Origin of the sequence: Mycobacterium sp. AZCC_0083, assembly GCF_014202335.1 — a bacterium.
GTDB lineage: Bacteria > Actinomycetota > Actinomycetes > Mycobacteriales > Mycobacteriaceae > Mycobacterium.
Window position 1 is genome coordinate 119025 of record NZ_JACHGP010000020.1, and the last position, 22127, is coordinate 141151.

The 22127-nt window shown below is 66.8% G+C and carries 24 protein-coding genes; 10 read left to right on the top strand and 14 right to left on the bottom strand.

The annotated features are described in order from the left end of the window. Window positions 1-22: 22 nt before the first annotated feature. Window positions 23-1957, top strand: a complete 1935-nt coding sequence (locus HNP02_RS36010) for a methyltransferase domain-containing protein (protein WP_184445435.1) — start codon at window positions 23-25, stop codon at window positions 1955-1957. Continuing rightward, window positions 1957-2721: a glutamate racemase gene (locus HNP02_RS36015; protein WP_184445436.1), complete on the top strand. Its 765-nt coding sequence runs from the start codon at window positions 1957-1959 to the stop codon at window positions 2719-2721. The genes HNP02_RS36010 and HNP02_RS36015 overlap by 1 nt, the downstream gene beginning before the upstream one ends. 36 nt (window positions 2722-2757) lie before the next feature. Here the strand turns inward: HNP02_RS36015 and HNP02_RS36020 are convergent, their stop codons facing one another. The 6 genes from HNP02_RS36020 to HNP02_RS36045 form a co-directional block, all read right to left on the bottom strand. After that, on the bottom strand, window positions 2758-3627 hold the full coding sequence (locus tag HNP02_RS36020) for an alpha/beta hydrolase (RefSeq protein ID WP_309241811.1): 870 nt from the start codon (window positions 3625-3627) through the stop codon (window positions 2758-2760). A 67-nt stretch (window positions 3628-3694) separates the two neighbouring features. Next, entirely contained in the window at window positions 3695-3967 is a 273-nt protein-coding gene (locus HNP02_RS36025) for a hypothetical protein (protein WP_184445437.1), read from the bottom strand. 157 nt (window positions 3968-4124) lie between these two features. After that, complete coding sequence (locus HNP02_RS36030) at window positions 4125-4835, bottom strand: cutinase family protein (protein WP_184445438.1); 711 nt, start codon at window positions 4833-4835, stop codon at window positions 4125-4127. Between the two features lie 145 nt (window positions 4836-4980). After that, window positions 4981-5313, bottom strand: coding sequence for a hypothetical protein (locus HNP02_RS36035; RefSeq protein WP_221318401.1), 333 nt, complete (start codon window positions 5311-5313; stop codon window positions 4981-4983). Window positions 5314-5386: 73 nt separating this feature from the next. Continuing rightward, entirely contained in the window at window positions 5387-5767 is a 381-nt protein-coding gene (locus tag HNP02_RS36040) for a DUF5073 family protein (protein ID WP_184445439.1), read from the bottom strand. After that, window positions 5767-6552 (bottom strand): heavy metal-binding domain-containing protein, encoded by a 786-nt coding sequence (locus HNP02_RS36045; RefSeq protein ID WP_184445440.1) that lies wholly within the window; start codon window positions 6550-6552, stop codon window positions 5767-5769. Before HNP02_RS36045 ends, HNP02_RS36040 begins: the two co-directional genes overlap by 1 nt. 210 nt (window positions 6553-6762) lie before the next feature. On the opposite strand from HNP02_RS36045, the gene HNP02_RS36050 reads away from it, so the two are divergent. Continuing rightward, a complete protein-coding gene (locus HNP02_RS36050; protein ID WP_184445441.1) occupies window positions 6763-7686 on the top strand; it encodes a DMT family transporter in 924 nt (307 codons plus the stop codon). 30 nt (window positions 7687-7716) lie between these two features. On the opposite strand, the gene HNP02_RS36055 is transcribed toward HNP02_RS36050, so the two are convergent. From HNP02_RS36055 to HNP02_RS36065, 3 genes are all read right to left on the bottom strand, one after another. Continuing rightward, the gene (locus tag HNP02_RS36055; RefSeq protein ID WP_184445442.1) at window positions 7717-8523 is read right to left on the bottom strand and encodes a DUF3060 domain-containing protein; all 807 of its coding nucleotides are present in this window, start codon (window positions 8521-8523) and stop codon (window positions 7717-7719) included. Window positions 8524-8602: 79 nt separating this feature from the next. Further along, the gene (locus tag HNP02_RS36060) at window positions 8603-9814 is read right to left on the bottom strand and encodes a DUF1501 domain-containing protein (protein ID WP_184445443.1); all 1212 of its coding nucleotides are present in this window, start codon (window positions 9812-9814) and stop codon (window positions 8603-8605) included. A gap of 13 nt (window positions 9815-9827) precedes the next feature. Continuing rightward, the gene (locus HNP02_RS36065) at window positions 9828-11144 is read right to left on the bottom strand and encodes a DUF1800 domain-containing protein (RefSeq protein ID WP_309241812.1); all 1317 of its coding nucleotides are present in this window, start codon (window positions 11142-11144) and stop codon (window positions 9828-9830) included. Window positions 11145-11527: 383 nt separating this feature from the next. Here HNP02_RS36065 and HNP02_RS36070 point away from each other — a divergent pair, with 383 nt between their 5' ends. Both HNP02_RS36070 and HNP02_RS36075 read left to right on the top strand, forming a co-directional pair. Further along, window positions 11528-11962, top strand: coding sequence for a hypothetical protein (locus HNP02_RS36070; RefSeq protein ID WP_184445445.1), 435 nt, complete (start codon window positions 11528-11530; stop codon window positions 11960-11962). Window positions 11963-12393: 431 nt separating this feature from the next. Next, entirely contained in the window at window positions 12394-13416 is a 1023-nt protein-coding gene (locus HNP02_RS36075) for a YncE family protein (RefSeq protein WP_255507351.1), read from the top strand. On the opposite strand, the gene HNP02_RS36080 is transcribed toward HNP02_RS36075, so the two are convergent. Further along, window positions 13413-14165 carry a class I SAM-dependent methyltransferase gene (locus tag HNP02_RS36080; protein WP_184445446.1) on the bottom strand — a complete coding sequence of 251 codons (753 nt, stop codon included), beginning with the start codon at window positions 14163-14165 and terminating at the stop codon, window positions 13413-13415. The genes HNP02_RS36075 and HNP02_RS36080 overlap by 4 nt on opposite strands. A gap of 423 nt (window positions 14166-14588) precedes the next feature. On the opposite strand from HNP02_RS36080, the gene HNP02_RS36085 reads away from it, so the two are divergent. Then, window positions 14589-15101 carry a hypothetical protein gene (locus tag HNP02_RS36085; RefSeq protein ID WP_184445447.1) on the top strand — a complete coding sequence of 171 codons (513 nt, stop codon included), beginning with the start codon at window positions 14589-14591 and terminating at the stop codon, window positions 15099-15101. Window positions 15102-15167: 66 nt separating this feature from the next. On the opposite strand, the gene HNP02_RS36090 is transcribed toward HNP02_RS36085, so the two are convergent. Together HNP02_RS36090 and HNP02_RS36095 are read right to left on the bottom strand one after the other, a co-directional pair. Continuing rightward, complete coding sequence (locus HNP02_RS36090) at window positions 15168-15866, bottom strand: response regulator (protein ID WP_184445448.1); 699 nt, start codon at window positions 15864-15866, stop codon at window positions 15168-15170. Beyond that, complete coding sequence (locus tag HNP02_RS36095) at window positions 15863-17440, bottom strand: sensor histidine kinase (RefSeq protein WP_184445449.1); 1578 nt, start codon at window positions 17438-17440, stop codon at window positions 15863-15865. The genes HNP02_RS36090 and HNP02_RS36095 overlap by 4 nt, the downstream gene beginning before the upstream one ends. A gap of 124 nt (window positions 17441-17564) precedes the next feature. Between HNP02_RS36095 and HNP02_RS36100 the strand changes: the two genes are divergently transcribed. Both HNP02_RS36100 and HNP02_RS36105 read left to right on the top strand, forming a co-directional pair. After that, the gene (locus tag HNP02_RS36100; RefSeq protein ID WP_184445450.1) at window positions 17565-18935 is read left to right on the top strand and encodes a cation:dicarboxylate symporter family transporter; all 1371 of its coding nucleotides are present in this window, start codon (window positions 17565-17567) and stop codon (window positions 18933-18935) included. Between the two features lie 174 nt (window positions 18936-19109). Further along, complete coding sequence (locus HNP02_RS36105) at window positions 19110-19424, top strand: hypothetical protein (protein ID WP_184445451.1); 315 nt, start codon at window positions 19110-19112, stop codon at window positions 19422-19424. Window positions 19425-19429: 5 nt separating this feature from the next. Here the strand turns inward: HNP02_RS36105 and HNP02_RS36110 are convergent, their stop codons facing one another. Continuing rightward, complete coding sequence (locus HNP02_RS36110) at window positions 19430-20035, bottom strand: TetR/AcrR family transcriptional regulator (RefSeq protein ID WP_184445452.1); 606 nt, start codon at window positions 20033-20035, stop codon at window positions 19430-19432. 98 nt (window positions 20036-20133) lie between these two features. Here HNP02_RS36110 and HNP02_RS36115 point away from each other — a divergent pair, with 98 nt between their 5' ends. After that, window positions 20134-20862 (top strand): SDR family oxidoreductase, encoded by a 729-nt coding sequence (locus tag HNP02_RS36115; protein WP_184445453.1) that lies wholly within the window; start codon window positions 20134-20136, stop codon window positions 20860-20862. After that, entirely contained in the window at window positions 20862-21812 is a 951-nt protein-coding gene (locus tag HNP02_RS36120) for an SDR family oxidoreductase (RefSeq protein WP_184445454.1), read from the top strand. Before HNP02_RS36115 ends, HNP02_RS36120 begins: the two co-directional genes overlap by 1 nt. Here the strand turns inward: HNP02_RS36120 and HNP02_RS36125 are convergent. Continuing rightward, a complete protein-coding gene (locus HNP02_RS36125) occupies window positions 21772-22083 on the bottom strand; it encodes a hypothetical protein (protein ID WP_184445455.1) in 312 nt (103 codons plus the stop codon). The genes HNP02_RS36120 and HNP02_RS36125 overlap by 41 nt on opposite strands. Window positions 22084-22127 lie beyond the last annotated feature (44 nt).

Consider the following 22127-nt stretch of genomic DNA (forward strand, 5'->3'; position numbering starts at 1 on the left):
TGCCCGCTACAGACTTCGAGGCATGACCACGATTCCGCACGTACGGCAGTCCGTGAAGCGCAACCGGCTCGCCGACCTGGCTCCGTTGTTCGACGCCCTGGCCGACGTCGCGATCCGCCGCCACGTCCCAGGCCCCGAGTTGCTTGCCCGTGTCGCGCAGGCCGGGCCGGCACTAGATGCCATCGCAAGACCACCCAAGCAGGGCGAGCCGTACTCCCGTTTGATTCTGCGTGCCGACGACGAGGTCGAGATCATGGTCGCCCGCTGGCGTCCCGGGCACCGTTGCGCGCCGCACGACCACGGCGGCGCGGGCGGGTTCGTCATTGCCGTGGAGGGCACGTTCCAAGAGCGCCGATTCCGCTGGGACGGCGCACGACTGGTAGTCGCCGAGACCACCACGCGGCCCGAGGGCGAAGCGATTGACATCTCGCCCGACGACATCCACGACATGGGTGCTGCGGAGGGCGGTCTGAGCCTGCATCTCTACAGCCCGCCGGCTCCCGGCATGCGGTTGTTCGACATGGAGCGGGCCGAAGTGCTGGAACTGGTGGGCAACTACGGCGCCTGGATTCCCGAAGGTGATCACCCCCGCATCCCGTTCGCGGACGTCGCACCCAAAACTGAAACAGCCCCATTGATTTGGGTGGCCCACACGACGCACTACCGCGGTGGGTCGGGTGAGTTCGCGGTGGCCGCGGCCACCATGGCCCGCGAGCTGGCTGCAGCGCATCCCGACGCCGAGGTGGTGATCTCCGGGCTGCATCACAAGGCTGACTTCCTCGCCGAGATGGCCCGGTTCACCGGCTCGGGCCGTGCGCTGAGCCAGCTGCACCTGATCAGCCATGCCGGGATGTACGGACCGATGTTCGGTTCGACGGACTGGCCCGAGCAGTTCTCGCCGCACGAGTGGCGGACCATGGCGATTCCGTTCGCCCCCAACGGGCGGGCGCACTTTCACGCCTGCCGCACGGCGCGCTGGTTTGCACCCTTCTTCGCCGACGTCTTCGGAGTTCCGGCGTCTGGCAACCACAACTACACCACCGTCTCGGCCAGAAAGGATCACTTTGCCTGGGCAGGCCCCAATCCGACTGCGCGACAGGACCTTTATCTGATCGCTGCGCCCGGCAAGAAATCGCACGGGTGGGCAGGCCGCATCCGCAAGTATCTGGGCACCGCCGCGGAGGCGCCACTGCAGAGCCTTCCCGCCGCCACGAAGCCGGAGCGCTCCTACGATCGCGTCGCCGAGCTCTACGATCGCGCCTACGCCGACATCAGGGTCCGCGACGCCGAGTGGAAGTGGGTGGCGGACCGCGTGGCCAACGCCCGCGCCGAGCTCGGCCGTCCCCTGCGGGTGCTGGAGATCGGCTGCGGCAATGGCGCCTTGCTCCGTGCCATGGACGACGGTGGTGACATCGACTTCGGGATCGGACTCGACAGCTCCGCCGGGATGCTCGACCGGGCGCGCATGCGCAACCAGGACCGGGCCCGGTTGCGGTTCGGCAAGGTCAACGGTCCGGCGCTCGACGTTCCCGACGATCACGTCGACGTGGTGATCTCGTTTCTGTCCTTCCGGTACCTGGACTGGGATCCGGTGATGGCCGAGATCCGGAGGGTGCTCGCGCCTGGCGGTCGGCTATGGGTGGTCGACATGGTCGAGCACCCGGTGCGCGTGCGTGAGTTGGGCGTGCTCGCGCGGTCAGCCGTTGCGCATCTGCGGACACGGCGTGCACGGCCGCAGTTCACCGCTGACCTGGCTGATCTGACGAGTCATCCCGACTGGCGGGAAATGCTGCGGCACAATCCGATCCGGGCCGAGCACGAGTATCTCTGGTACTTCGGCAGCCGTTTCCCCGGCCGGCGATTGGAGACACTGACGGCAACCCCGACTCAGCGGGTGGTGGCATTCGATTCTGGTCCGTTGCCCAAGGGCCAAACCGCACCCCTCACCTACCCATGATGGCGGCGACTCCGTGCCTCGGCATCGTGGACTGGGGCATCGGCGGCGTCGGGCTGGTGCGAGCTCTCGACCAGTTGGCGCCCGGGTTGCCGCTGCTGTACTGGGCCGACACCGGGGTCACCCCCTACGGCCGGATGGGGACCGATGAGCTGACCGCCCGCCTCACCGCCGTGGTCGCGGCACTCGCCGAGCGAGGGGCCACCGAGGTGGTGTTGGCGTGCAACGCGGCCAGCACTGTGGTCGGACGGCTTGGCGCGGCACCCATTCCGGTGGAGGGAATCATCGGTCACGGGGTGGCCTCCGTTCCCGACGAGATCGCCGGGTCGGTGGGAGTGGTGGGTGGACGGCGCACCATCGCCGGCGGCCACTACCGGCGCGGGCTGGCCCGAACGGGTCGGGTGACACTGTCACGGGTGGCGCAGCCGTTGTCCGCGCACATCGAGGCCGGTCGCGTCGGCTCGCCGCAGTTCCTCGCGGACCTGGCACGGATTCTCGGGCCGCTGCGTCGGGTCGATGCCTTGGTGCTGGCCTGCACCCACTATCCGGCCGCGAGCCGCTGGTTCGCGGCGGCGTTGCCGGACGCTCTGCTGATCGATCCGGCTGAGCGCCTGGCTGCCGCGGTGGCTGAGCGGCATCCGCAGGCTCGGCATGCCGAAAGCCCTTCCGCACGTACCTTTCTCACCACTGGTGATCCCGACGCGATGCGGCATGGGGCGGCGCGGGCCTGGGGCAGACCGTTGACGGCTACTGCGATTGCGTGCTGAACGGGTGAGACCGCGTTCCCGGATGGCCGAGCGGGCTTACCGCAGCAGCGCCTCGAAGAGTTCTTCGAAGTGCAGGTGTGCCACGAAGTGCCCGCCGGTTCGAACGTAGTGCGTCGCGTCCGGAATGCGCTGCGCCAGTTCGCGTCCCCAGGCGGCCGGCACGAGTTCGTCCTCCGCTCCCGACCAGACGTCGACCGGGACCTCGATGTCCTCGGGCGCGAACCCCCACGGCAATGCCCAGGCGCGGTAGTCCTCGATGACACCGGAAGCGCGCCGCAGTCCTTCGTATGACACGTGTGAGAACACGTCGAATCCTTCGGCCCCCAGGACGGCGGCATCCGCCCCGCCCAGTTCCCGTGCGGCCAGCCGACCGTTGAGGGTGGGCGCCGACCGGGCGATCAACGCCATCGTCCGGAAGCATTGGCGCGCAACCCACGGCGCCCGTTGTGACAGCCGGGTGTATGCGCGGTCAAACAGTGGCAATTGGGCGAACACCCCCGGCTCGGTCAAGGGTAGGGCCCCGGCGATGATCGCGACCCGCGTCACCCGGGACGGCATGGCATGACCAAGGGCCGCGGCGTACTGCCCGCCCATCGACCATCCCATCGCCGCGAGCCGGTCGACACCGAGTTGATCGAGGAGTTCGGCGACGTCGTCGACCCAGTCGAGCATGGTGCGCCCGGGTAGCGGATCGGACAGCCCGATCCCGGGCCGGTCCGGTGAGATCAGCCGAACCCCTGCCCGCTCGGCGAAGGGTGCAGCCGCGGCGACGTCGAGTCGGCCGACCAGGCCGCCGTGCGCATTGACGACCACGACGCCGTCGGGCCGACCGTACTGGGCGAAGCCCAGCGACCGCCCGTCCCGCAGACGCACGACGTGACCGTCAATGCCTCGATGTGGAGCCACGGGTGCCAGCTTGGCAGTGCGCGGGCGCCGACACCGCCGAACGAGTGAGCTGGCGTGGTGCTGGCGATCAGCTGGCCGACAGCACCCGGCCACCCCGTGCCGCGCCAGTGCGGGGGAGTGTCTCGGGGTACCGGCGATGGAGGCCGTCGATGAGGCGGTGCGCCTCGTACAGCTCCCTGCGCAACGTGGATCGGTGCCTGCGGTCGTGCGTGGCGCCGCGGATGGAAGTACGAGCGCCGCGCAGCTCCGCCGCCTCGAGTTTGTGCGAGATCTCGGCGACGTGTTCGCCCAGTTCCCGAAGCAGTGCCCGCGCTTGAGCTGCCCCCGCGTCTTCGGTCATTCAACGATCGTCTCATCATTCCCCAACGTTCGCGCGACGGGGTCGCAAGAAGTTCCCATCGTTGCCCAGACTTCCAGGTGGCGTCGCGAAAAGGCCGACCGCGCGTGGCGGTACTTACTTGCCCGCAGCATTGCCTCCGCGATGACGGCAACGCCGACTACAGCCGACCTGCGGTGAATGTGGCGGCCTGGTCGACCATCCCGTTCATCGAGTACAGGGCGTGGGCGATGGTGGGCCCGCCACCGACGGTGCCGTCGCAGATCGTGTCTCCTGGCGCACACAGCTCGATCGTCTTGCCCGCGTACGCGGGGCCGATCACAATCGGCGGCGCGCCGTAGTCGCGCAGGAACACATCCGACGGCTTCCCGAACAGGGCCACTGCCGCGACGTGGTCAGCCACCGCGGGCGGCATCGGCTTGGGTATGTAGGAGCCGTACGCGGCGGGTACGCCCGCGGGCACCTCGGCCGAGGTGACGAAACCGGCGACGACCGCACCCTGCGAATAACCGCCGATCACCATCCTGGTGGCGGGGCAGTCCGCGGCCATGGATTGAACGTGCGCGCCCGCGTCGCGAATCCCGTCGACGACGGTTCCTGCGAAGGCGAGCTGGTCGGCGAAATCACTGCTGGCGGGGTAGTCGACCGCGTGCACGTCGACCGACCTGCCGCCGGACTGTGCCCGCACCGCGTCGACGAACGTCTGTCCTATCCCGCCGACGCCGGGTGGCTCGCCGGTACCCCTCGCGAACACGACCTGTACGTCGGGACACGGTTGCGCGAACGCGGACGGCGCGTTTGCGCCAAGCGCCACGGCTCCGAGAGCGACCGTCACCGCCCAGGCGAATCGCGCGATTCGGCGAACGTTCATGACTGGCGCCTCCCTACGCTCAGCGGCCTAGGACGCTCGTGTCTAGACCGTCGAGAAGTGGTACCCCGATGTTTGCTACTCAAACCAGTGATGCGAACCGGTGGCCGACACGCGAAGCGTAGGTCGACCGCCGGTCCCGCGGCCGCTAACGGTTCGAGCAGTCCAGCGAGACCGTGATGGTGCGCCGGAACACCACCTCGACGCGTCGGTCGCCGAAGCGCTCGACCCGCCTCTGCTCGCGCGGGTTGAAGACGTCGGTCACCACGCACTCGTCCAGAGGTGCGCTACCGATGCGGTTGACCTTGACGTCGAAGCCCTGCGCCTCGAGCAGACCGATCGTGACGTTCGCCGACTCGGCGTTCGCCGGAGCTGCAGGCAGGGCAAGCAGCCCGACGGCCACAGCGGCTGCTGCGACGGGGATGGACAATGCGGCTCGCACCGCTGGGAAAGCGCTGACTCGTTTGCTGTTTGTGAACATGACTCGATGGTGCAGCGCAACGGGGTGTCACTGCATGGAGGTTGTGTGGAGATCAGCAGGAGATTGCGGGCGGTCAGATTCCGCCGCAGCTGATCCGGAGCGCCTCGATCGCGGCGTGGATGTTCGGGATGGTCGCCGGACCGTATCGGATGACGATCTGCTCCAGCGCACGGGTGACGTGCGGACCCACGACGCCGGCCGTCAGAGTCTCCTCGGCGATGACGATGCCGTTCACGAAGTGTGCGGCATGCAGACGCCCATCCCTCGCAACCTCGTAGCGCCAGTCACCGATCAGGATGCGCTCGGGCTCGGACCGGAACAGACCGCGTCGCGCGGGCGTGTGGTCCACCCCTGGAAGGCCTGCGAACACGTTGACCACCAACGCAACTCCGCCCGCCCCTGACAGTGCCGTCGTGACGACGCGGCTCACCTCATCGGAGTCGAGCCCCGTCATCACATGCTCATCGGTAGGACGAACGACGGCGTGATGGTCTCACCGCTGCCGGTGCGCCGCACCGCGGTGCCTGCCGCGTAGAACTCGACGGTGTGCAGCCCCCACGCGTAGTTGGCGATCTCGAACTGGACGCCGACGACGCCGTTGGCGCCGTCCCGTTCCGCCTCGGCCTGCATCCGGGACATCGCCAGTTCCCGTGCCTCGTAGTTGCCCTGGGTCCACTGCGGCATCTCGGCGTTGCGTCCCGCTTGCTTGAGCGTCTGCATGAATCCCTGCACGGCGATGTGGAACACGCAGTTGCCCATCACGAATGCGACGGGGCTGTATCCCGATCGGAGCAGGGTCGTCATGTCCTGGCCCGAAAGGTGGCTGCTGAAGGCTTGTCCGTTCGGACGGCGATAGGCGCCGGGCTTGGGGGTGTACCGCACCGCGGTGCCGACCGCGATGAACTCGAGGTGTTCGCCCTCGCCCTGGTGTCGCCATTCGAGTCGTACGCCCACGACGCCGTCGGCCTGCAACTGGTCGGCTTCGGCTTGCATCCGCGACATGGCGTTCCAGCGCGCCCGATACGTCGCCTCGGTGAGGGTCGGCAGCTCCGACTGCTGTCTGATTCCGCTGAACTGGTATCCGACGTGATAGACGGAGACACCCATGACGAGGTCGATCGGTTCGAATCCCGCGCCGTGCAGGAGGGCGAACTCGTTGACCGACAGGTCGGAGGTGAACAGCTTGTCCGCGTGCGAAAGTCGTTCCCCGGCCACCGGGTCGAGTTGGTTCGGTTGCATCGGGGCACGCACCTTCCGTATCGGTGCGCAGAGTGTAGGAGTCGATCCTGTGAACTTGGTGGGAGCGCGGCCAGCTGAACATCCGGTGGCCCAACCAGGGCACATGGGTAACGCCGCCGTGAAATGCGAGTAGTGAACTACGCGTGAGGTGATGCGGTCGCCGCTCCTAACCTCGGCATGCACCCACCGCCCCGACTGCCGAGGAATGCCATGACCACGTTGATTGCCTCTGACACGCGGACCGGCGTGATCGGCGTTGGCCTGGCCGCCGGGGGAGCGGTGGCCTACGGCGTTGCCACCGTGATCGGGCGTGCTCTGGCCGCCGCCGGCGTCGATTCGGCCACCGCCCTGTCTGCCCGGTTCGCCGTTGCCGCGGTCCTGCTCGCAATCACGCTCTGGCTCCGCCAGGTGGCGATCCGGCCACTGCCGGGCGAGTGGCTGCCGATCGTGCTGCTCGGAGCGATCGGCTACACCGCCGAATCAACGCTGTTCTACCTGTCGATGGAGCACGGGGTGGCCGGCGCCTGCATTCTGCTGTTCTATACCTACCCGGCGATCGTCGTGCTGATCGAATTGGCCCGCAAGAGAATTCGACTGAGCGGCCCGATACTGCAGGCCCTCGTGCTGTCGACCGTCGGTACCCTCGCGGTGGTCGCCGCCGGCGGTGACGTCGCCATCTCCACCGTGGGGGTCGTGCTGGCGTTGGCGGCGGCCGTCGCGTACGGCTTGTACCTGATCGTCGGCAAGGAGTTCAGTAGGCGAAGCGACCCGATGACCGCCGCGTGCTGGGTGGCGTCGGGCGCCGCGGGATCGTCCGCCATCCGCGGTGCCGTCGCTGGGAGCCTTGAGTTTCCGTCCGGTCACCTGCTGCAGATCGCCGCCTACGGCGTGGCGACGGCCGTGGCGTTCACCCTGACCTTCGCGGCACTGTCACGCATCGGATGCAGCAAGACGGCGGTCGTCATGACGCTGGAGGCGGTGTCCACGGTGGTGCTGGCGGCGCTCGTGCTCGGTGAGCCCGTCTCGGTGGCTCAGGCGTGCGGAGGGCTGGCCATCGTCGGCGCCGCCGCTGTGATTGCGTGGTCGCGCACCGCCGAATCGACTACGGACCGCAGGGAGGCGTTGAAGCGATGAGGTTGTCGCCGAACGGGTTTCGGTCGATGGTCAGCCTTGTTCGACGACGTTGTCTCCGCCGGAGTTGGTGATCTCCGGGGAGCCCGTCTTGAACGTGATCTTGTTGTCGAAGCCGGAGGCCACGATCGAGTCGGCGCTATCCACGGTGACGATGTTCTCGATGCCGGACACGTTGACGCTCAGGCAGTGTCCGGTGATCACGATCGTGTTCTCCATGCCGCTGATGTTGACGGTGCCTTCGTTGCAGGCGATCGTCTTGTTCGCGCTGATGCCGCCAATGGTGACGACGCCACCTGGCGCCGTGGGCGCCTGGATTTGCGGCTCCTGAGTGATGCCGCCGGACACGTCGGGTGGGGTGGGGATGTTGGTGAGGACGCCGCCGCCACCGGAGATGCTCGGGCGGTCGCGGGGGCTGCTGGTGATCGAGGTCCCGCTGGAGAACAGGTGCGTGCCGAACACGGCGACGCCTGCCCCGACCGCCACGCCGCCGACGAGGAACGTCGCGACGACCAACCACCACCAGGAGAAGCCTCCGGTCGATCGCGGCGTCGTGGGGTAGGGGCTGGTGTACGGGGCCGCATAGGGCGCGGTGGAGTACCCCGATGCCGAGTACCCCGGTTGCGGATATCCCGTTGGCGAGTATCCCGGGGGCGGCGGTGGAGGTGGCTGTTGCCCCGGAGGAGTGCTGTAGCTGCCGCCGTACTGCCCCGCTCCCAATTCGGACGTGCTCGTACCCAGTTCGGACGAGCTTGACCCGAGTTCGGAGTTGCTTGCAACGTCGGAGAGGGAACGTTCCAGATCCCGGATCCGGGCCTCGGGGTCCTCCTGCGAGTTCATGCGCCGATGCTCCCACACCCGGGGCTACTCGTGGAATGGCTTGGGTTGCCCCCTCGGATTGGTGTCGATCGCGCCGAGGTCAGAGGAAACCGATGTTGCGTCGGCCTGGCCCGATCGATGGGACGGGATCGGACTCGAGAGTCTTGCTCAACAGTTCGTGATAGATGTCGCGAAAGTCCGTGGTGACCTTCAGGTCACCGTCGTTCAGGTCGGTCAGGGTCGGCTCGTCGCCGTAGTAGCCGCCCTTCACCGGCGCGCCGGCAAGGAACACGGGCCCTGCCGAGCCATGGTCGGTGCCTTGGGAGGCATTGGCGGCGACGCGGCGACCGAACTCCGAATACATCATCACGACGAGCTTCTTGCCGAACGAATTGGTGCGCATCTGTCGCAGGAATGGGGTGAGCGCCTGGTCGACGGATTTGAGCAGGTCCTCTTGTGTCCCGCGCTCGTCGGCGTGGGTGTCGAAGCCGCTCAGCGACACCATGTACACGCGCGTCGGCACCGCAGCCTTCACGCATCGGGCCACCAGATCGAGCTGAGCCTCAAGGGAATCCTCGTCGGCGCTCTGCGACGCCGCGGTCGGGTCGATTCCCTTGACCACCCTGCCGAATTCGGGTTCCGTGATCTTGCTTGCGCGATAGCTCCTGCGTACCGCGGACATCGCAGGGGTGTCATGCGGATCGTCCTTGCTCAACGAGTCAAGAGTCGACGCGATACCGTCGGGGATGCGCGGGATGGTGTCGGAAAGTGCTGAGGCGAGCTGCTTTTCGCCGACCGCCAAGAGCGGTAGCACGGCGCCGACGTTGACTGCGCGCAGTGGGTCGTCGCCGCCCGCATCCAGCCAACGGCCGATCCAGCCGGTTGGCACCGGGTCCTTCGGGGAGGCCGTCTGCCAGATGTCCATCGAACGGAAGTGGCTGCGATCGGGATTCGGGTAGCCCACGCCGCGCACGATGGCCAGCCGACGGGACCTCCACAACCCGGCCAGTCCCGCAAAGGCCGGGTTCAGCGCGAACTGACCGTCGAGGGGCAGCACCTCATCGGGTGCGTACGCCAGGTCGGGCCTGGCTTCGTGGTAGGCGTTGTCCGTGTAGGGGATGACGGTGTTGATGCCGTCGTTGCCGCCGTAAAGCGTGACGATGACCAGGATTCCGCTGCCAACGGGAAGCGGCCGTTCGCGCGCGGCGTCGAGCAACTCGGGCAAGGTGATCCCGACGACGCCGGTCAGCAGCCCCGCCGCCCCGACGCCGGCACCGGCGATCAGGAACTTGCGACGGTTGATTTCTGGCACTTGTCGAATCCCCTTACGCCGTCAGGTATTCAGGGGTGTTGACGGCAGCCGCGACGAGCCGCTTCGGGTCGTCGACGAGTTCCTTGAGCGCGGTGACCGTGCGATCGGTCCACGCGCCGACGCCAATCAGGTAGCCGGTGGCGTCGATGCGGTCATCCTCGGCGGCGTCCTCGACGGTGGACAGGTCACCCATCGAGGAGAACTTCTCGGCCGCCCACACCCGCGCCGTGGTACTCGTCGTCGAGAGCCACGCCTGCCCATGGGGCCAGCCGTTGACGTCAGGCGGATAGAACGGACGTTGGCGCATTACGGTCAGTGCCACCAGGATCGCGTCGATCAGCCACGTCTGATCGAGGGGCACCTTGAGCGCTCGGACCACGCCCACCATCCACTCGATCGGGGCGGTGACCATCGAACCGGTGCTTGCGGTGAACTCGGGATCCAGCAGGATCGCCTTCGTCAGTGCCTTGAGATCCCGCCGCGGCCCGTACGCGGCGATCAGTCGGCCCAGCGCCGCTGGTGACGGTTCTGCGTCGGAAGCCAGTTGCCGCCACAGCTTTCCAGCAACGAACGCTGCGGACTGCGGTTGGCTCAGTACGACGTCGCAGAAGCCGACGTGATCGAAGTTGCCCGTGGCACCCAAGATCGTCTTCGCCTTCGAGTCGAACTGGCTGTATGCCACTGCCGTTTGGCCGCCGTATCCGATGCCCCACCCGGTGAGAGCCCGCGCGCCCTCCCGCACGTCCATCTCGGTGTAACCGTTCGCGCGACCGAGTGCGAAGAGCTCCATGAACTCTCGCGAGAGGTTCTCGTTGGCCTTCTTCACGCTGTTGCTTGCGCCATCGAGCCAGTAGAGCATCGCGGCGTCGGTCAGCATCGTGAGGGCAAGGGTGCGGAAGTCGCCCAGTTTGAGGGTGCGCAACTTCTGGTTTTGCATCCCCATCCACTCGGCCACCGGGACTTTCTGTGCCGATGTAGCGAAGTGGTTGTGCCACAACAGAGTTAGCTTCTCGTGCACCGGCTCGTCAACGGCCGCCATCCGCCGCACCCACCAGGCGGTCATGTCCTTCATCTGCTGGGCCAGTTCAAGGGTGATCGCGTTCAGATCGGCGGCGCGGGTGCCGCTGCCCGGCGTTGCGGGCGTCACGGGGGTGGGGCGTGGTGTCGCGACGGCGCCAGGATCGCGGTCGGCGTCGAGGGCCAGAACGGTATCGAGGTAGACCGACCAATCCTGGTTGGCGACCACGTCGATCTGCGGACCCGTTGCGCCGAAACCGGTCCGCCGAAGCAGGCGAGCGGTGGCCTGCCACCGCGGCGATTGTCCAGACACGGGCCGCCAGCCCATCCTCTCCACACAAGCTGGCGCGGCCCCCCGACCGCGCCATTCCCGGGTAGCGTAACTCGGGCGCCACGCCATCGTGACCAAAAGCGTCGCACCCGTGCCCTCGCCTGGCAAATGAGCGCCGAGCAAACACCGAATTGCTATGGAGTGGCTGTGCCGCAGTTGTGGCCGAGGTGCCTGGTTTCGATTCAGCGCCGATCAGGTCTCGAGACACTTCGATCCATGCGCGCATGCCGGTACTGGCTCCACCATTGAACTCGCAGCCCGCAAAAGACTGATCTACCAGGGGCGCGACTGGGTATCCGTAACCGGGTATCGAAGTGGCGGCGGGCCGATCCATGACGCCGGTGACGAGAAGAGGGTGCAATCCCATGAGCGTGGTCGTAGAGCGTGGCTCGGCGCGCTGTCCCCATTGTGTTGCGGTCGCGGACTACACATTCGTCGAGGGCGAACTCGATACCGTGCGTTACGAGGTGGACTGCCACTCGTGCGGCGAGGTCTACTCCGAGGTGAGTTCGCTCGCCCCGGCCATGCCCATGGAACGGATCCTGCCCATTCCGCCACTTCCGCTGGTGGCCCCGCGCCCGTCCTGGCGCAGGCACCTGGCGACGCTCGGCCGGGCCGCGGGGCGGCTGCGAGTGCGAGGCGGGCAGGACGGGCAGGAGCGGAGCGACTTGGGGATCTGGCACGGCGGGCAGGAGCGGAGCGACTTGGGGATCTGGCACGGCGGGCAGGAGCGGAGCGACCGGGGGATCTGGCACCGCGGGGAGACGCCAACTCCAAGTGAATACGGGGCCAACGGCTAAGTCGGGGAAATCCGGCCGCCATTCCGGTCCGGTTCACAACTGCCACACCAGTCACTGCCGTCAGCCTCGGCGCAATATGTCAGAAGTTTGCTGTCGTGTCGCCTTGTGATCTACCCCTCACTTTCGATTTGAAAGGTAAGGGTGGGGTCCCTGTGGCAGCCGCCACGGAAAACTAGTGGCGCTTGCCGATCCCTGAAACGCACTGGTAGGACGGGGATATGCCGTTGCTCGGCGAAGATAACGGACGCATAACGAAGAGTTTCTTAAGTACTGCCTGAGAGGTTTGCGGGACAGGCGTCAAAACCTCGTCCGCGGAATACCGGCAGCCGATTTTACGTCGCTACACTCGACAAAGACCGCGCCCCACCGGGCGCTGACCACATTCGAATCTAGTGCCGGCGCAAATGGTCGCTGGCGGAGGTGCCCTGAACATGGCTAGTACATTCGCGCGCGCAATCAGCGTGACCGTGGAGAACGCGAACGCCGCCCTGTTGGGTGCAACGACTGTTGGACGCGGCCCGATCGCCGACATGTCGGTCGACGGCGACACCCTTGTGGTCACCAGCTACGGCGACCACAAGGTCGTCATCCTCGACGCGAACAGCCTGGCCGTTACGGGTGGCGTCGCCGCCCGAGAGCCGTCGGTCGTCGTCGTCGCGAACGACCACGCCCATGTCGGCGTGGCGTCCGCCAACTACGACGCAGTCGCCGTGATCGACGTCCGCACCAGTGCCGTCATCGCGTCGTACCCGCTGTCGTTCAACGTCACCGCGATGGCCGCGAGCCCCGACGGCAAGCGCGTCTACGCAGGTCGCACCGGCGACGGCGGTATCGACGTCTCCGTGATCGACACCACCGCGGACCGTGTCGGCACCATCTACCTCGCCAAGGGCGAGGATGCCAACATCGACGCCCTGCGCGTTGACGCGTCCGGCCGCCGCCTCTACGCGGCGGTGTCCGACGCGCGCAGCAGCCGACTGATCGTCGTCGACCTCGAGACGGGTCGGGTGAACCGCTCGCTGGAGGTGGGTGACGCCATCCGCGGTATGGAGATCGGCCTGGACAGCACCGCGTACGTGCTGACCTCCGACCTCAACGACCGCGGCGTGGTGCACGCCATCGACCTGGTGGCCAACCGCATCGTGGCCAGCGTTCCGGTCGCTACCGCGCCGACTCAGCTGGCGCTGTCCGTCGACGGAACCCGTGCGTACGTCGTCGACTACGACCACGTCGTGGTGTTGAACACCGAGACGCTGACGGTCGTCGACACCATCGCGGTGGGCGTCCGGCCGTCGTGCGTTGCAGTCGGTGTCGACCGGCTCTACGTCGCCGACTGCGCCGGCGGCGTCACCGCCTACTCGGTGCCCGCACCCGCGCCGATGTTCGCGCCTGTGGCTGCGGCCAATCCGCTTGCCGCACTGGAGATCCGCGAGCTGGAGCCCGCAGGAGTCTAAGCCGGAGTGCAGATGACGACGACGCTCTCCTTTCGGGCGTCGACTCCTGGCGCCCCGATGCGCTTCTCGAGCTGGGATCGTAGCTCGGCTCCCGTACTGGGTTCCAGCACTAGGACGTTGGAGTACGTGAACGCCATGTTCACCCAGTCGTCGGTGGCGTAGTGCACTGATTCGACGGTGCTGCTTCGGTCGACGGTGAAGCCACTGCCCTCGATGATGGCGGGGAGCCCGTCATCGTGGACGGCGTCGATCGCCCGACGCTGGGACACGTCGAGATGGCCCGCATAGGCATCGTCGAGATCCCGTCGGGTCGGCGATACGGGCGTGATGCGGTTCGACAGCAGTGCCAGACGACCGCCTGGATTCAGGATCGAAGCGACCTTGGTCAGCGCTCGTTCCGGCTGCATCCAATGGAACGACTGTGCGAACACGACGAGATCGAACGTCCTGCCCGCAGGCTCCCATTCCTCGAACGTCGCCTGCTCCACGCGAACGCCCTTGGCTGCGGCCACGGCGGCCATCCGTGGGTCGGGTTCCACGGCAAGGACTTCGGCGCCTGCCTCCATCAACTGTGCTGACGCGATGCCGGTCCCCGCTCCTACGTCGAGTGCGCGCACGCCAGGACCCGCCACCAGCGTGGCGACGAGGGACTGCGGATAGCGCGGACGGTAGCGGTCGTAGCGGTCGGCGGCGGCACCAAACGATCCCGCGCGCCGGCGGTCGGCGTAGGTGGGTGCTCGATCGGACACCCATCCAGGATGCCCGCGATACCTGCGAGGTGCACGAGCGTCCGATCCTCATCCGACATCCATCTACGCGAACCCTCGGAATTCGCAAAGGAATCGGTTGTAGCGGTGCGGGGCCGAGTCGGCCCAGCTGGCGGGGCGTTCACCGCTGCCAGCAGGACGTGATTGGGCCATTTGGCGAGGCATCCACCGCGGGACGCGAAGGTCGGATGCTGTCAATCACGGTTCGCTGAGCGTAAGTAACAGCAAACGGGATGTGACGATGGACAGGGCTCCGGAACCACCTTCGAGAGGTACTTGCAAAGTCCATGACCGGCGTCGCGTCGAGAAAAGACCAAAAGAATTTTTTCCGATGTGGGTTTGGTCACACCCCAGAGTGGTAACTACACAGCCATCGTCAATTTCGTTGCTGAAGGGATACAGCTCATGGCCACACAAACTAGGTCGGTAACCCGCAGAGTCGTCACCGCGGTGGGAATTGCGGGTGGCGCGGCGGCTGTCGCAACCGGGATGGCACTCGCAGGGGCAGGCACCGCTGCGGCCGACAACCAACAAAACGTCGTCACGCAAACCGGGAACAAGTTCACCCCGAAGTCGGCTGCGACGACGTCGGCCCGGTCGGCCATCTTGGCTGCCCCGGTCGTCCCGTCATCCGACCCGGGAACCCAATTCCTGGTGAATCTGGGCACCGCCCTGTCCAACGCTCAGGTCCAGGTAGGGACCGCCGGCACCAATGCGATCTCGCAGACGGGCACCGCCCTTGGCAACGCTCAGGTCCAGCTAGGCACCGCGGGCACCAACGCGATGACTCAGCTGGGCACGGCGGGCAACAACGCGCTGACTCAGGTCGGCACGGCAGGCAACAACGCGCTGACTCAGGTGGGCAATGCCGGATTCGGCGTGCTCAACGGCATCGGCAACCTGTTCAATCGGGGTTAGGCACCAGGAGCACGGGACGGTGGCTGCGCGATTCGCTGGTGTAGCCACCGCGTCTTCCGTTGTGCCTCAGCGCCACTGGTAACGGGTCTTGGGTCGGCCGGCCTTGCCGTAGTCCGTCCGCCGGATGACGGTGCCGTCGTCGGCCAGCCGTTCCAGGTAGCGCCACGCGGTGACCCTGGACACCCCCACCTGTTTGGCCACCTCGTCGGCGGTCACACCGTCGGCGTTGTCGCGTACCACCCTGGCGATGTCGTCGTTGGTCTGCGGTGCGGCGCCCTTGGGCGCGACGGACTTGTCGCCTGCAGAACGCAATTCGGACAGCGCGCGATCGACCTCCGCCTGGCTGGCCGCATCGACGCCTGCGGGCAGCGACACCCGAAACCGCCGATAGCGCTCCAGCCGGTCCTGGAACGCCGCGAACGTGAACGGCTTCAGCAGGTATGCCAGCGCGCCGTGCGCGACGGCGGCGCGCACCATCTCCAGGTCCCGCTCCGAGGTGATCGCGATGATGTCCGGTGCGGGCCGCAACCCCGTCAGTGCCGACGCCAGGCTGATCCCGCTGGCATCGGGCAGCCCGATGTCGAGCAACACCAACTCGATCGGCGTCCCTGCCGCGGCCGCCTCCGATGCCACCTGCATGGCACCGCGGGCGGTGTGTGCCACCGCCGAGGCCGTGAAACCGTTCAGGCGCTCCACATACGTGCGGTGGGCTTCGGCGATCAGCGGGTCGTCCTCGACGATCAGGACCGAGATCGACTGGGTCACCGCGCCGCTCCCGGCACCGTCACGGTGACCACGGAACCGTAGGTCACGTCGGCGGTCAGCGTGCCCTCGTGCCGCTTGACCACCTGCGCCACCAACGCCAGGCCCAGGCCGTGCTGTTCACCGTCGCTCACCGACTTCGTCGAATAGCCCCGCTGCATCGACCTCTGGAACGTCTCGGCGTCCATCCCGGTGCCGCTGTCGGCCACCCGGATCAAGAGTTCCTCGTCGCCCTGGCTCACGGTCACCTCCACCCACGGATCGTCGCGGTCACATGCGTCCATGGCGTTGTCCACCAGGTTGCCAAGCACCGTGACCATCTCCTGCGCCGTCAACGCCACGTGGTCGGTGTCCCATGCCAGATGGGTGTCCTCGGTGATGGTCAACGCGATGCCACGCTCGTCGGCCTGCGCGGTCTTGCCGAGCAGCAATGCCACCAGCGCGGGTTCGGCGACGTCGTCGGACAACCGGTCGACCAGACGTTGGGACAGCGCCAGTTCGTCGGTCGCGAACTTCACGGCGTCCTCTGGCCGGCCCATTTCGACCATCGTGATCACGGTGTGCAGCTTGTTGGCGGCCTCGTGCGCCTGCGAGCGCAGCGAATCGGTCAACACCTGCAGCGAGCTGAGTTCGCCAAGGGCGCCCTGCAATTCGGTGCGGTCGCGGACCGTCACGACCTCGGAGTGGGGGGAGTCGCCCACCCGGGAGCGGTTCACCACCAGCACTCGCTCTTCGGTGACGTGCACCTCGTCGCGCACACCGGGGTCGTACGTTCGCAGGAACTCCGGCAGGTCTGACTCGTCCACATCACCCGCGGGCAGGGACAGCAGACGTCGTGCCTCGTCGTTGACCAGCACGGCGCGGCCGTGGTCGAGCACGATGAGCCCCTCGGAGACCGAGTGCAGAATCGCGTCGTGGTGTTCGTACATGACCCGGAGCTCATCTGGACGCAGCCCGTGGGTCTGCCTCAGCAGCCTGCGGCGGATCGCCCACACGCCCACCAGCGAGACCAGCAGGGCGCAGAGGCTGACGATGGCGATGGTGGGCCACTGGTCGCGCCAGCGCTGCGTCAGGGTCTGCTGCGTGATGCCCGCAGACACCAGTCCCACGACGCGTCCGGATGCGTCACGAACCGGAGCGATCGCCCGGACCGACGGTCCCAGTGTGCCGGTGTAGATCTCGGTGAACGTCTCGCCGCGCAGCGCGGGCTCGATGGTACCGAGGTAGTGGCCACCGATCTGGCTGGGATCGGTGTGGGTGAAGCGGGTTCCGTCGGGCGACATGATCGTGATGAACGCGATGTTGGTATTGGTCCGCACCGCCTCGGTCATCGGTTGCAGAACCCGGGTGGCCGAACCGGATTCGATGGCCGACGCGGTCGACGGCGCATCGGCCAATGCGGTCGCGATGCTCACCACCTGCTGTCGGGCGGTCGCTTCGCCGTCCTGGCGGGCGTCGACCAGTGCCAGCGCGCTGCCTGCCAGCACCACCACCGCGATCACGACGAGCTGAAGGGCGATCGCCTGGCCGGCCAACGAACGCGGTGCCCACGCCGAAGGCGCCCACCACTTGCGCATCGCACCTCCGCAGTTCGTCGAACGTGAACGTAATGAACTAAAGCGTGACGTGGGTCACTCGTGGGAACACCATCCTTGCAGAACACTTTCGCGGCACGAACTGCACCGAACTGGAGGGAACCCAATGACCACCCCACCCGACACCGGAGCGCCGCCCAAACGGCGCGACCGAACTCATTGGCTCTACATCGCCGTCATCGTCGCCGTCGTCGCCGGCGTCATCGTCGGACTGCTCGCGCCCGAGGTCGGCAAGAGCGTCGGCATCTTGGGCACCATGTTCGTCAGTCTGATCAAGATGATGATCGTTCCGGTCATCTTCTGCACCATCGTGCTGGGCATCGGCAAGGTGCGCGCCGCCGCCACCGTCGGGAAGGTCGGCGGACTGGCGTTCGTCTACTTCCTCATCATGTCGACGGTCGCGCTGGCGATCGGCTTGGTCGTCGGAAACCTGTTGAGCCCGGGTACCGGCCTCAACCTGTCCGCTTCTTCGGCAGCCAAGGGCAGCGAACTGGCTGAGACTGCCCACGAGGCCGGCGGCCTGATGGACTTCATCACGCACATCATTCCGACGTCCCTCTTCTCGTCGCTGACCGCAGGCAACGTGCTGCAGGCCCTGTTCGTCGCGCTGCTCGTCGGCTTCGCCGTCCAGGGCCTCGGAAACTCCCGTGAGCCGATCCTGCGCAGCATCGAACACCTGCAGAAGCTGGTCTTCAAGGTGCTCGTGATGATCCTGTGGCTGGCCCCGATCGGCGCCTTCGGCGCGATCGCCAACGTGGTCGGTCAGACCGGCTGGAGCGCGGTCACCCAGCTGCTCACGCTGATGCTGGGGTTCTACGTCACCTGCATCATCTTCGTGTTCGGTGTGCTCGGTGTCCTGATGCGGGTGGTGGCCGGAGTGTCGATCTTCCGCCTGGTCCGCTACTTGGCCCGCGAGTACCTGCTGATCTTCGCCACCTCGTCGTCCGAGTCGGCGCTGCCCCGGCTGATCGCGAAGATGGAGCACCTTGGCGTCGAGAAGACGACCGTGGGCGTGGTCGTCCCGACCGGCTACTCGTTCAACCTGGACGGCACGGCGATCTACCTGACGATGGCGTCGCTGTTCGTCGCCGACGCCATGGGCAAGCCGCTGGCGCTCGGCGAGCAGATCTCGCTGCTGGTGTTCATGATCGTTGCCTCGAAGGGTGCAGCGGGTGTCAGCGGTGCCGGCCTCGCCACGCTGGCTGGTGGCCTGCAGGCCCACCGCCCCGATCTGCTGGACGGAGTCGGACTCATCGTCGGCATCGACCGGTTCATGTCCGAGGCACGGGCGGTGACCAACTTCTCCGGCAACGCCGTAGCGACCGTGTTGGTCGGCTCGTGGACGAAGACCATCGACCGCGACAAGGTCAACGCAGTGTTGAGCGGTAGCGACCCGTTCGACGAGGTGACCATGCTGGACGATGAAGATCCCCGCGCCGAAGAGCCTACGCAGGAGAAAATCCCTGCGTCGGCATAGGGCGTGACATCGAAGGGCCCGGCCGGAACCCCTCCCGGCCGGGTCCTTCTCTGTGTGCACCTCGTGAACCATTCGTCTGCCCGTCTCGTCTATGTAAGTGACGGCCAACCGGCCAAGCGAGAAGAGGGCGACAACGCGACATCGCAACGCCCCGAACGAGAACGGAGGCGCGCGATGCGTGCAACCCTGTTGACCCTGGTCGCCATCGCCGCGGCGGCCATCGGAATACTGCTCATCCCAACGGGAATGGCGTCGGCGGGCTCGAGCTCTGCCGTCGCGACCATCGGTCTGCTCGAGGCGCAGGGATACGACGTGAACGTCGATCGCATTGGTAGTGCGCCACTTTCGGAGTGCGAGGTGACCAGTGTGCGCAACCCGCAGGAGCAGACCAGGCTGGTCCGGGTCAATCGACGTAGCGGCAGGGACGATTTCATCGAGGTGGTCGTGAACCGCTCCATCACGGTGTCACTGGACTGCTCGAGTCGCTGATCGGCTTACCCGCGCGGCGTGATGCCGCCGAAGAGGTTGTCCACCAAGGCGTCTGCGAACTCGGGTGTGAGGGGCTGGTCCGGAATCAGTAGCCGGTGATAGCAGGCTCCCCACAGCTGATCGACCACCGTCTCGGGGTCTAGATCGAGGCGCAGTTGCCCGCGTTCCTTGGCCGTCTCCATCGTGGAGACGGCCAAGGCGCGACGCGGTGACGAATAGCGTTGCAGAAAAGCGTCTTTCAGGTCCGGGTCGGACTGGGCTTGGCCGATCAGTTCGGCGATCACCGAGCCAGCAGGGCTGTCCTTGATCACGGCCAGGAAGGCGTGCAACTGGGCGCGCAGGTCGGCCTCGATGTCGCCAGAATCGGGGAACTGGAGATGCTCCTCGACCCGGTGGAAGTAGCCGTCGAGCGCCAGTGCCCCCTTCGATGGCCACCACTTGTAGATGGTCATCTTGCTTGCCCCGGACCGGGCCGCCACCTTGTCGATGGTGAACGAGGCCATGCCTTCGACAAACAGCAGGTCGCCGGCCGCCTCGAGGATCTCGTCGCGAACCTGGTCGGCGGGGCGACGACCCCTGCCGCGGCGGGGGCGGTCTTCGACGGCAGCCATCTGTCGGCACCTCCTGAACAGTTCCCGGGAATATATGGACTATTCGTACACTTAGTGGTTATATGTACGGAGCGTACACGTCTTCAGAGGAGGTAGACATGACCAATCGAGTCGCCATCGTCACCGGTGCTTCCGGTGGCATCGGCCGCGCCGTCGCCGTTCGGCTGGCCGAGCAGGGCATGGCGGTCGCGGTGCACTACTCGGGCAATCGGGAACGTGCGCAGGAGACCGCCGATCAGGTCGTGGCCGCCGGGGGCCGGGCGTTGGTGGTCGGCGCAGACGTCGCCGACGAGGCCGCGGTCGCGGCACTGTTCGACCAGGTCGAGGCCGGATTTGGTGGTGTCGACGTGGTGGTCAACACCGCGGGCATCATGCTGCTGTCGCCGTTGGCCGATCTCAACCTCGACGACTTCGACCGCATGCACCGCACCAACGTCCGCGGCACGTTCGTCGTCGGTCAGCAGGCCGCCCGTCGGGTGCGGACCGGTGGGGCGATCATCAACTTCTCCAGCTCGGTGGTGAAGATCGCGCTGCCCAGTTACACGGCCTACGCCGCCACCAAGGGTGCCGTCGACGCGATGACCCTGATCCTGGCCAAGGAGGTGCGCGGCCGCGACGTCACCGTCAACGCCGTCGCACCAGGCCCCACCGCCACGCCGCTCTTCCTCGACGGCAAGCCGGAAGCCGTGGTCGACACCCTGAAGAAGATGTCGCCACTCGAACGTCTCGGGGAGCCCAAGGACATCGCGGAGGCGGTCGCCTTCCTCGCCGGACCGGCCCGCTGGGTCAACGGCCAGATCATCTACGTCAACGGAGGAGTCATCTGATGTCCGAGTCAAAGGTCATCCTCGTCACCGGAGCCTCGAGCGGCTTCGGCGCGCTCACGGTTCGCGCCCTCGCCGACGCGAAACACGTTGTGTACGCGGGCATGCGGGGTATCACTCGGGGCGAGCGAAGCGACGGGGGAAAGCCCGGACGCAACGAACAGTCGGCTGCCGCCGCACGCGCGTACGCCGACGAGCACGGCGTCACGTTGCGACCGGTCGAGATGGACGTATCCGATCAGGAGTCCGTCGATCAGGCGGTTGCCTCGGTAGTCGCTGAAGCAGGCCGGATCGACGTGCTGATCCACAACGCCGGCCACATGGTGCTCGGGCCCACCGAGGCGTTCACCCCGGAACAGGTGGCCGAGGTGTACGACACGAATGTGCTTTCCACACAACGGGTCAACCGCGCCGCGCTGCCGCACATGCGGCAACGGGGCGACGGTCTGGTGGTGTGGGTCGGCTCGTCGAGCTCGCGGGGCGGCACACCGCCCTACCTTGGCCCGTACTTCGCCGCGAAAGCCGCCGAGGACGCCCTCGCCGTCAGTTATGCGGCCGAGCTCACCAGGTTCGGGATCGAGACAACCATCGTGATCCCGGGTTCGTTCACGTCGGGTACCAATCACTTCGCCCACGCGGGCCACGCGGCGGACGACGCGGTGACCGCGGCCTACGAGCAGCACTACGGCGGGCTGATGGATGACGTCAACCGCAAGCTCGCCGACTTGCTGCCCGACGACGCAGACGCCGGCGAAGTGGCCAGGCAGATCGCACGGGTGGTCGACCTACCGAAGGGCAAGCGTCCGTTTCGGATCTATGTGGACCCCTCCGACGATGGCGCCGAGGACGTCTTCCGCGTCGGCGACCGTGTCCGGCAATGGTTCTACCAACGGATCGGCTACTCGGACTTGCTCAGGGTGAGCAGTTCAGCGACACCGAGATCGTCTGACTGACGGTCTGCGGGACCAGGATGCTGCGGTCGCCGCCGCGTCCCGGGCCGATGTAGGGCACCAGCTGCGTCACGCTCTGGGGGTTGCGCACGCTGGTGACCGTGCACTGGTCGATCGGTGCGGTGCCGATCTTGTCGATGGTGACGGTGTATCCCTGGGACTGAAGCCGATTGATCGTCTCCTGGGCGGTCTCGGCCGAGGCGAGTCCCGCCGGTGCTGCGATGGCTCCACACACGCCAGCGATCGCCGCGGCCCATGCCAACTTCGTACGCATGATCGCGCCTTCCTGTCGTGTCCCCGTCAATCATCCACTACTTG